The sequence below is a fragment of the uncultured Corynebacterium sp. genome (assembly GCF_945649885.1).
Classification (GTDB): domain Bacteria; phylum Actinomycetota; class Actinomycetes; order Mycobacteriales; family Mycobacteriaceae; genus Corynebacterium.
On the sequence record NZ_CALZFS010000127.1, the window covers coordinates 1 to 8,295 of the forward strand.

Here is an 8,295-nt window from a genome sequence, read left to right on the forward strand (position 1 = left end):
TTTTGAATTGTTATAGGTGACAGACATGATCGATTTTGGGGGAAATTCTATTGGCAATCTGCCCCATCGGCAGAGAGCATCTGCAGAGAGCGGAAAAGGCATTCAGCCGTGACACAAAAGTATTCCGCTAAGGTGTGGCGCGTGAGCTTCAGAGATATCTTCGCCGACACCCGCCCCTTCAAGGTCCCCGCCTTCAAGCGACTGTGGCTGGGCAATGTGGCAACCGTACTGGGTGCGCAGCTGACCGTGGTGGCGGTGCCGGTTCAGATTTATCAGATCACCGGATCATCCGCCTATGTGGGACTGACAGGTGTGTTCGGCCTGGTGCCACTGATCATCTTCGGCCTTTACGGAGGCTCCATTGCCGATGCCTTTGACAAGCGCATCGTGCTCATCTGCACCACCGTCGGGTTGATCGCCACCACGGCAGGTTTCTGGGTGTTGACCATTGCAGGCAATACCAATATTTGGTTGCTGCTCATCAACTTTGCTCTGCAACAGGCCTTCTTCGCGGTGAATCAACCAACAAGAACGGCGATTCTGCGAAGACTCCTGCCGGTAGATCAGTTGGCTGCCGGCACCTCACTGAACATGTTGCTGATGCAGACCGGTGCCATCGTGGGCCCGCTGCTGGCCGGTGTTCTGATTCCCCTGATCGGTTTCGGTTGGTTGTACTTCCTTGATGTTCTCTCAATCGCACCGACTTTGTGGGCGGTGTGGGCATTGCCGGCCATGAAGCCCATCGGCGAGGTGATGAAGGCTGGTTTTGCCAGTGTTGTTGATGGGCTGAAATATCTCATGGGCCAGCCGGTTCTGCTCATGGTGATGTTGCTAGACCTCATCGCGATGACCTTCGGCATGCCGCGAGCACTGTATCCGGAGATCGCGGAGGTCAGCTTCGGCGGTGGGGCAGCCGGTGCCACCATGCTGGCATTCCTCTACTCCTCCATGGCCTTAGGCGCGGTTCTCGGCGGTGTACTGTCCGGATGGGTGTCGCGTATCAGCAGGCAAGGCGTGGCGGTGTACTGGTGCATCGTCGCCTGGGGTACCGCAGTGGCCCTGGGTGGTGTGGCCATCATCATGAGCCCGGGCCAAGTCACCTATTGGGCCTGGTTGTTCATCATCATGATGATCATCGGCGGTATGGCGGACATGTTCAGTTCTGCGGTGCGCAATGCCATTTTGCAGCAGTCAGCAGCAGAACACGTGCAGGGCAGGATCCAGGGCGTGTGGATCATCGTTGTGGTCGGCGGCCCCAGATTGGCGGATGTTCTGCACGGTTGGCTGGCTGACCCCTGGGGTGCAGGTTGGACCACGTTCTGGGGCGGTGTAGCCGTGGTGGTGCTCACCGTGGTCTGCATGGTCTCGGTACCGAAGTTCTGGGCTTATAGGCGCCCCTCCCCTCACGTGGATGAGGCCGATCCCCAGCAATAATCTGATTGCTGACACATTTCCCCCGCGGGGGCAATCCAATAGGTAAAGTGAATACTATCGGCCACCTAGAGTTCCCTCCCCTGAAGAAAACAGGCAATAGAGGTTCCCCCACCCAGATGTACTGCGGAAATGCCGAGTAAACCACCCCCAATCCAGACCATGCGGTCTATTTTAGAATGAGCCAATTAGACAGTGTTGTCTATGATTGGCTATTGTTTTATTCATGCCAAATCAGGCCCTTTTCTCAGCGTCCTTTGCCCGCCCATCAACACCGGCGGCAAAATGCATGCACCATATCCGTCTCGGCCAGCAACTCATCCGCAATGAGCTCGTCGAGGCCACCGGCCTGTCCCAGCCCACTGTGACCCGAGCAGTCACAGCACTGATGCAGGCTGGACTGGTTCGTGAGCGCCCTGATCTCACCCAGTCCTCCGGACCCGGTCGGCCAAACATCCCCCTCGAGCTGGCACCCAGCCCCTGGATTCACGCAGGAGTGGCCATCGGAACCAAGACGTCCTATATCGCAATCTTCGACACCAAGGGACGCACCCTCCGCGATAACATTGTGGAGATCTCCGCCAATGACCTAGACCCCGACACCTTCATTGAGCACCTCATTGCCGGCGTGAACCGTTTGACCACCGGCATTGATCTCCCACTCGTGGGCATCGGTGTGGCCACCTCCGGAAAGGTCACCAGCGGCGGCGTTGTCACCGCCAACAACCTCGGCTGGGAAGCAGTCGACATCGCAGGCCGTATGAAATACCAGTTCAGCGTGCCCGCTACCATCGCATCCGCCATCCCCGCCATCGCCGCCTCCGAGCTGCAGGCCTCTCCCCTGCCCCGCCCGGACCAGGCCACCCCGGTCACCCTGACCTTCTACGCGGATGACTCCGTCGGCGCGGCCTACAGCAATGACACCGGGGTACACGTTGTCGGACCACTGCAGACCGCTGACAACTCCGTACTCGACACCAGCGGCATGAATCCCGAGGACGCCCTGAGTACCCGAGGTTTCCTCAACCGCGTCTCCGACCAAGGCATCTTTGCCGAAACCCTGGCAGAACTGGTCACGATCGCCACCACGAATGAAAAGGCACGGATACTTCTCGACGAGCGCGCAGCACTGCTCGCTCACTCAGCGGCTGCCGCCTTGAAGGATCTCAAGCCCTCCACCCTGGTCCTCTCCGGCTCTGCCTTCTCCGAGGACCAGAAGGGCCGCTCCGTCTTCGCCACCGAACTGAAGAAGCAGTACCCGGCAGATATCGAACTCCGCCTCATCCCCACCCACCGTGAGAACGTGCGCGCCGCCGCCCGCGCCGTGGCCTTGGACAGACTGCTGAACACACCACTGGCACTGGCGCCGGAAGAGCTCAACGGCTAACCCTCCATAAAGGAAATCTCCCCTGTCCCACAGTTCATTTGCACTGCAGCACAGGGGAGCTTCTTGTCATATGGAGACCTGAACAACAACTAGAGCAAGGGCACACCGCGGAAATCCACACTGAAACGGCCACTGCGCAGCAGAATCAGGACGAACTCGATGAAGGCCCACACACCGACCACAAAGAGCAGCGGCAACCCGATGAGGATGAAGGAGAAGAGCCATCCGGTGACCGTCAGCGCCAGCTGTGCGACTCCCGCACGGGTATATCCCAGGTAGAAGTTGTGCACACCCAGGGTGCCCAGGAAGAAGGCCAGGAGAGCAGCGATGATCATGCTCTTCTGTTGGATATAAGACTGCCCATAGGACTGGCTATATGCCTGCCCATAGGACTGGTTGGGCATGCCGCCCCACTGTTGTGGGTTCGAGGGTGCAGGAGCCGGGGGCTGCGCGGCAGGACCCTGGTTCCACTGCTGGTTCGGGTCGGCGCCCCAGTTGTTCGCGCCATTGTCCGGCTGGTGAAAAGGTGTGGTCATACCGAGATCTCCCGTTCTCAGAGCTGTGGATTTAAAAATCCATGGTCCCTTGAAATTACCACGGGAGAAAACCCCAGGCCACACCTGTCGTGCCCTCCGCCCGTCATCGAGAAGACTTAAGAAGAGGGAATCACGCAGCGGAAACCGATATTTCCGGATGTGGAGTCAGGGGTGTTGGAGGAACGTGCCGATACCCGGTAGCGGTTGCAATAGGAATCGTGACAGAGATAGGAGCCACCCCGCATCACGCGGCGCTCCCCCGACTCAGGTCCCTGCGGATTATCCTGGACCGCTCTCGGATAATAATCCGGATCAAACCAGTCCGAGCACCACTCCCATACATTGCCGGACATCTGCCAGAGGCCGAACTTATTCGACTTGAAGGTCTTGCCCGGCGCAGTGGTCAAAAACCCATCTTCTGCTGTGTTGTCCACAGGAAAGCGGCCCTGCCAGATATTGCTCCGCCACTGTCCCTTGGGGGTCAGTTCATTGCCCCATACATACCGTTTTCCAGCAGCGCCTCCCCTGACGGCGTATTCCCACTCGGCTTCAGTGGGCAGTCTGCCACCCGCCCAGGAGCAGTAGGCCAGGGCGTCGTCCCAGGAGACGTGGACAACGGGGTGGTCACCGATGTTTTCAATGCTGGACCCCGGACCATTCGGATGCTTCCAGTCCGCCCCCTTCACCGCCAGCCACCAGGGCACCCCGGCGACACGGTTGAGGATATCCCCGGGCTGCCCCTGGAAAGCCAGGTGGAACACCGCCGACGCACCTTGGTGTTCTGCCGTCGTCACAAAACCTGTGGCCTGCTCAAAGGTGGCAAACTGATCATTGGTCACCGTGGTGGCGCCCATGGAGAAAGCAGCGATGCTGACCGGATGGACAGGACCTTCGCCGTCCTGTGCATAGCCCTCCCGGAAGTGATCTCCCATCTGGAAATCACCTGCAGGGATATCCACGAATTCCGCCGGGCAGGAGGTGAGGCCTGCGCTCTCCCACTCCGGAACAGTCACCTTTGCATGGTTCAGCTTCCCAGCATCGGCTTTGTTCACCAGCCCTGCAGGTGCGCAGCAGCTACTCACCGGCAACTCCGGCAGGCAACTGGATGTTTTCTGCCCAGTCAACGGTCACGGCTCGTTCACTTCGGTTGGCTGGTAGCGCATTCATGGCCTCAAACTCTACAGGCACCACACCATTTTCTTCGGCGTATTGATCCCATTTATCGGACAGTTCCTGGACGATATCTGGGTTCTCTGCCGACACATCGGTGGTTTCACCTGGATCATCAGCGAGATTGTAAAGGGAGTAGGCGCCCGTTCCTCCGGCATCCTCCGTGGAGAAAATCAATTTCCATTCCCCACTCCAATAGGCACGGTCACCAAACAGCTCCATGCCATAATCATCAGATCCAATACGGTCAGTCTCACCGTCCAGCAGTGGCTTCACGGAGTCTCCATAAAGAGCTTGATCAGTGTTGAGTTCTGCACCCGCATAGTCAGCGAAGGTGGGATAGAGGTCTCCGACATGTCCGAAGGTATCCACCACCCTGCCCTGATCCCTGTCTGCGGAATGTGGCTGCTTCATCACCACTGGCACGCGCACTCCACCTTCAAAGACTGATTTCTTGTAGTGGAAAAACGGTCCGGATGCAGTCTGGGCATTGGGGGCTCCCATGGTGACAAAGGAACCTGGTTCACCATAGGAGTTGAAGTCCCCAGCCACCGGATACTGCTCATCCTGCCAGGCTTGCACTTCGTCCGTGTGCGCATAACCGTGACGGGATGCCGGGGATGCACCGTTGTCACTGGACACCACGATCAGGGTGTTGTCATATTCCCCGGTTTCCTTGAGGTGATCGATCACGCGTCCGATCTGCTCATCGAGGTCGTGGATGATTGCTGCATAGATGGCCAGTCGGTAGGCAAGATCATGCTGCTGCTCCGGGGTCAGGCTGTTCCATTCAGGAACCTGGCTGGGGCTGCGTGTCTCAACATCTGTATCAAGCAGACCCCGCTCTACCAACCTGTCAATGCGCCTTTCCCGTAGTTCCTCATAGTTGTTGTCATTCCGGTACAGGTCGAGATAGTGATTCACTAGTTCATCGTCCTGGATCTGGAGTGGATCATGGGGAGCGTTATAGGCGAGGTATCCGAAGAAGGGCTGATCAGAGTCCTGCCCTTCCTCGATCATGGTCAGCATTTCATCTGTGAAGGCGTGGGTGCTGTAAAAATCATCCGGAAGTGAGTCCACGGGCTGTCCATTGCGGTCATATTTAACAGTGTTAACCGGTTCTTCCTGGCGGGGTGAAAACCTGGTGGCATCGGAATAATAGGAGCTTGCTGCATCCAGCAGGGTGAAGTTCTGCTGGAATCCCAGTCCCTGCGGAGTCTGGTCCGGTTCATCCCCAAGGTGCCACTTGCCCACCTGGTAGGTCTGATAACCGGATTCCGCCATGACCTCGGCTATGCCGGTGAAATCACCTTCCAGGGAGCCCTTATAGCCAGGTTCTGAAGTTGACACACCAGGGCCGGTGAGGCCCTCCATGGAACCCAGTCCCACCTTGTGGGGGTTTTGTCCGGTCATCAGTGCAGCACGGGTGGGTGCGCACAGCGGATATGCATGGAAGTTGGTGAACTGGGTTCCTTCCGCGGCCAGGGCATCAATATTCGGGGTTTCCGCCTCTCCACCGAAGGATCCCAGGTCGGTATAACCGAGGTCATCAAGCAGGATCATGAGGACATTGGGCTGTATGGATTCCTCAGCAACGGCACGTGCCTCTGTGCTGATCGTTGTCGGTTCCGAGGTGCCCTGGGTTGAGCATCCCATCAGGGCGGTGGCCAGCACGGCTGAAGCGCACAAAGAAATGGCGATTCTGGATCGCTTCCCCATTTTTTTTAGACATTGATTTCCCTTCACAGCCCTCCTTGGTGGAGGGGCGGCAGTATTTCTTAAAAATGCTGTTGACTATGCAAGAACCACCCAGTAGTGACGTATATCTCGCTTGCATGAAAAGATGCCACGTCGCATAATTTTGTACAAACACTTATTTCCGCTGAAGTTATTCGGAAAAATCAATAAAGGCAGATGAGAATATATGCTGTTTAATTTCACCCTGCGGCAACTAGCCTATTTCGTGGCTGCCGCGGAGTCCGGTTCCACGGCCAAAGCGGCAGAGAAACTCCATCTAAGCCAGTCCGCACTGTCATCCTCATTGACAGATTTAGAATCAGCCGCCGGCACCACCCTCCTGGTCCGCCGCCAGGGCAAAGGCCTGTCACTGACCACCACCGGTGAAGAATTACTGGCCTATGCGCACCGCATCCTGCATGCCTCAGCCGACTTCGACCAACACTCCCGTTTTCTCCGTGGCGATCACTCCGGGTCCCTCAACCTCGGCTGCGTGGAAACCATTGCCCCTGCGTATATGCCACGGCTGATGTCCGCCTTCCGGAAGCAGTTCCCCGAGGTGGAGATGCACATCATGGAATCCAGTCAACAGAAGGTGCTCGCTGCCGTGGATGAAGGCCGGGTGGATATCGCCATCACACTGGACCATGGGATTCCCCACACATTCTCCACGGTGTTCATTGCCCGCCCGAAGCTCAACATCATGGTGTCCAGGGACCATCCACTGGCTACCGCCACGGAAGTAACACTGCATGATGTCAAGGACGAATCCCTGGTACTGCTGGGCACCACACCCCTGAAACAGATGGCAGAGAAGCTCTTTTCTGATGCATCCATCTCCCCACGGATCGTGCATACTTCCAGCAATTTTGACCATGTCCGTGCCCTGGTTCATGAAAACCTGGGCTATACACTCGTGGGCCCACCGGATGGCCGGCTTCCACACTGGGGTGATGGGGTGGTGGTGATCCCCATCAAGGGCAGGCCGGGTACCCAGACGATCGTGGCCACCTTTGATCGTCGAATTCCACCCAACAGGCGCATGAGGAATTTCCTGGAACTGGCGGGTACATTCACAGAGCTCAATAAGGAAGCAGAAAACTAACTGAAACGTACCTCATCCAGGGACAATGCCTCGCTTATGGAGGCCTGGTTCTTGGAGGTCTCCACATAGCGTCCGGCATGCGGAATGAAGGCAGCAGATTGTTCGTCGGAAAGCTCTCGTCGCACCTTGGCCGGCACTCCGGCAGCAAGGGACTTCGCCGGGATTTCCTGGCCTTCGAGCACCACGGCGTTGGCTGCGATCAGGGAGCCTTCACCGATGACGCTGCGTGACAGCAACGCGGACTTCATACCCACCAGGGTGCCGTTGCCCACCGTCGCGCCGTGAACGAGTGCCATGTGGCCGACAGTGACATCTTCGCCAAGCCTGCAGGGCGCATCGCCATCAACATGGAGGACGCAGTTGTCCTGGATATTGGTACGTGCGCCGATCTTGATGGCATTCACATCACCGCGCAGCACCACCCCATAGAACACTGAGGCATCAGGGCCGATCTCGACATCGCCGATGATGGTGGCATTCGGTGCTATCCAGGCTGTTTCATGAATGCGTGGGGCCTTGCCGTTGAATGGGAGGATCAGTGGTCCGTTGTTCATGAAAGTTCCGCCTTCAATGCGTGGAAATCTGTGTAGTGGACTGCCATCATGCCCTCTTCACGGGCAGCGTTGACGTTGGCCTGGCGATCATCGATGAAGGTGATCTCCCCGGCAGGAACACCGAGGGCCCCAATGGCCAGTTGGAATGCCTTCGGCTCAGGCTTCGCAGTATCAATATCGCAGGAGAACAGGACAGCATCCAGAGAATCCAGCCACGTGCCATGCACCTCCCGTAGTTTCCTGGCCACCCCTGAAGGAATATTGGCCAAAATGCCCACTACATGACCCTGTTTTTTCAGTTCAGAGATGAAATTCTGCACATCCTCATCAATCTCAGTGACACCGGCATAATCAGCCGCCATGGCCTCACCGAAA

8 protein-coding genes are annotated in these 8,295 nt (G+C 57.4%); 3 read left to right on the top strand and 5 right to left on the bottom strand.

Annotated features, from left to right (window positions below; translation table 11 throughout):
* Nucleotides 1-141 precede the first annotated feature (141 nt).
* Entirely contained in the window at nucleotides 142-1,434 is a 1,293-nt protein-coding gene (locus tag Q0M74_RS11770) for an MFS transporter (protein WP_293954696.1), read from the top strand.
* A gap of 223 nt (nucleotides 1,435-1,657) precedes the next feature.
* Entirely contained in the window at nucleotides 1,658-2,818 is a 1,161-nt protein-coding gene (locus tag Q0M74_RS11775; RefSeq protein ID WP_293954698.1) for a winged helix-turn-helix domain-containing protein, read from the top strand.
* 89 nt (nucleotides 2,819-2,907) lie between these two features.
* Here Q0M74_RS11775 and Q0M74_RS11780 read toward each other — a convergent pair whose 3' ends face one another.
* The 3 genes from Q0M74_RS11780 to Q0M74_RS11790 all read right to left on the bottom strand — a co-directional run bounded on the left by Q0M74_RS11780 (nucleotide 2,908) and on the right by Q0M74_RS11790 (nucleotide 6,213).
* Nucleotides 2,908-3,354 (bottom strand): TM2 domain-containing protein, encoded by a 447-nt coding sequence (locus Q0M74_RS11780; protein ID WP_293954700.1) that lies wholly within the window; start codon nucleotides 3,352-3,354, stop codon nucleotides 2,908-2,910.
* Between the two features lie 116 nt (nucleotides 3,355-3,470).
* Entirely contained in the window at nucleotides 3,471-4,367 is an 897-nt protein-coding gene (locus Q0M74_RS11785) for a formylglycine-generating enzyme family protein (protein ID WP_293954702.1), read from the bottom strand.
* Nucleotides 4,368-4,428: 61 nt separating this feature from the next.
* The gene (locus Q0M74_RS11790) at nucleotides 4,429-6,213 is read right to left on the bottom strand and encodes an arylsulfatase (RefSeq protein ID WP_293954704.1); all 1,785 of its coding nucleotides are present in this window, start codon (nucleotides 6,211-6,213) and stop codon (nucleotides 4,429-4,431) included.
* Between the two features lie 235 nt (nucleotides 6,214-6,448).
* Here Q0M74_RS11790 and Q0M74_RS11795 point away from each other — a divergent pair, with 235 nt between their 5' ends.
* Entirely contained in the window at nucleotides 6,449-7,366 is a 918-nt protein-coding gene (locus Q0M74_RS11795) for a LysR substrate-binding domain-containing protein (protein WP_293954706.1), read from the top strand.
* On the opposite strand, the gene Q0M74_RS11800 is transcribed toward Q0M74_RS11795, so the two are convergent.
* Both Q0M74_RS11800 and Q0M74_RS11805 read right to left on the bottom strand, forming a co-directional pair.
* Nucleotides 7,363-7,920: a gamma carbonic anhydrase family protein gene (locus Q0M74_RS11800; RefSeq protein WP_293954708.1), complete on the bottom strand. Its 558-nt coding sequence runs from the start codon at nucleotides 7,918-7,920 to the stop codon at nucleotides 7,363-7,365. The genes Q0M74_RS11795 and Q0M74_RS11800 overlap by 4 nt on opposite strands.
* The coding region (locus Q0M74_RS11805; RefSeq protein ID WP_293954710.1) for an HAD-IA family hydrolase at nucleotides 7,917-8,295 on the bottom strand (379 nt) is incomplete at its 5' end. The genes Q0M74_RS11805 and Q0M74_RS11800, both read right to left, overlap by 4 nt.